This window comes from Micromonospora globispora (genome assembly GCF_003857015.1).
Taxonomy (GTDB): Bacteria; Actinomycetota; Actinomycetes; order Mycobacteriales; family Micromonosporaceae; genus Micromonospora; species Micromonospora globispora.
Genome location: NZ_QGGF01000625.1, coordinates 1 through 1,742, shown reverse-complemented (window position 1 = coordinate 1,742; position 1,742 = coordinate 1). Strand labels below are relative to the sequence as shown.

Below are 1,742 nucleotides of genomic sequence, written 5' to 3'. Positions count from 1 at the left end.
CGCTGACCGAGGCGGCGGACGGCCCCGCGGTCACCGCCGCGGACGCCGTCGACCTGATAGAGGCGCTGGCCCGCCGCCTCGTGGTCGGCATGGAAACCCTCGGCTGGGACGCCGACAAGGTCGAGGCCGTCGTCGAGGAGGTCACCGGGCGGCCGATCCCCGACACCGCCGAGGTGCTGCGCTTCGCCGCCCGCGAAGTGGTGCCCCGACTCGACCGGACCACCGACGAACTCGACCGGGTGCTCGGCGCGCTGGACGGCCGGTTCGTTCCACCCGGACCGTCCGGCTCGCCCACCCGGGGACTGGTCAACGTCCTCCCCACCGGACGCAACTTCTACTCCGTCGACCCGAAGGCCATCCCCAGCCGCAACGCCTGGGATGTCGGCGTCGCCCTGGCGGACTCGCTGCTCGCCCGGCACCTCGCCGACACCGGGGCGTACCCGCGCTCGGTCGGGCTGACGGTCTGGGGGACCAGCGCCATGCGCACCCAGGGCGACGACATCGCCGAGATCCTCGCCCTGCTCGGCTGCCGGCCCACCTGGGACGACCGGTCCCGCCGGGTCACCGGCGTCGAGGTGGTGCCCCTGGCGGAGCTGGGCCGGCCCCGGATCGACGTGACCGTCCGCATCTCCGGCTTCTTCCGGGACGCCTTCCCGCACGTCGTCGCCCTCATCGACGACGCCGTGCGGCGGGTCGCCGCGCTCGACGAGCCGGCCGAGGAAAACCACGTCCGGGCGCACGTCGACGCCGACATGGCCGAGCACGGCGACGAACGCCGGGCCACCGCCCGGATCTTCGGCTCCAAACCCGGGGCGTACGGGGCCGGGCTGCTGCCGCTCATCGACGCCCGCAACTGGCGTACCGACGCCGACCTCGCCGAGGTGTACGCCGTCTGGGGCGGCTACGCGTACGGGCGGGGGCTGGACGGGCGGGAGGCGCGGACCGACATGGAACGCTCCTTCGCCCGGATCGCGGTGGCGGTGAAGAACCAGGACACCCGCGAGCACGACATCGTCGACTCCGACGACTACTTCCAGTACCACGGCGGGATGGTGGCGATGGTTCGCCACCTCACCGGGGCCGCCCCGGCCGCGTACGTGGGGGACTCCGCGATGCCGCACGACGTGCGGACCCGCACGCTGGGCGAGGAGACCCGGCGGGTGTTCCGGGCCCGGGTGGTGAATCCGAAGTGGATCGCCGCGATGCGCCGGCACGGCTACAAGGGGGCCTTCGAGCTGGCCGCCACCGTCGACTACCTGTTCGGCTACGACGCCACCGCCGGCGTCGTTGACGACTGGATGTACGAGCACCTCGCCGCAGCGTACGTCTTCGACGCCGAGACCCGGGAGTTCCTGGAGCGATCCAACCCGTGGGCGCTGCGCGGCATCACCGAGCGCCTGCTGGAGGCGGCCGACCGGAGGCTCTGGGCCGAACCCGATCCGGCCACCCTCGACCGGCTCCGCGACACGTACCTGGCCAGCGAGGGTGACCTGGAGGAGACTCAGTGACCGGCTACCCGTTCAGCGCGGTGCTCGGCATGGCCGACATGCGCCTCGCGCTGCTGCTCAACGCCGTCAGCCCGGCCATCGGCGGGGTGCTCGTGCGCGGCGAGAAGGGGACGGCAAAGTCCACCGCCGTTCGGGCCCTCGCGGCGCTGCTCCTCCTCCTCTGGGTTCATGGTGCCGACCAGCAGGAACCGGGCGGCGTGGCTGACCGAGACGCCCTGTCGCTCGACGTGGCAG

At 73.1% G+C, this 1,742-nt stretch carries 2 protein-coding genes; both read left to right on the top strand.

Features of this window, described 5'->3' with window-relative positions; all coding sequences use genetic code 11:
* Nucleotides 1-1,508, top strand: a 1,508-nt coding sequence (locus DKL51_RS30985; RefSeq protein WP_185734983.1) for a cobaltochelatase subunit CobN, incomplete at its 5' end; no start/stop codon positions are given.
* On the top strand, nucleotides 1,505-1,742 hold a 238-nt coding region (locus DKL51_RS30980; protein WP_148097891.1), incomplete at its 3' end, for a hypothetical protein. The genes DKL51_RS30985 and DKL51_RS30980, both read left to right, overlap by 4 nt.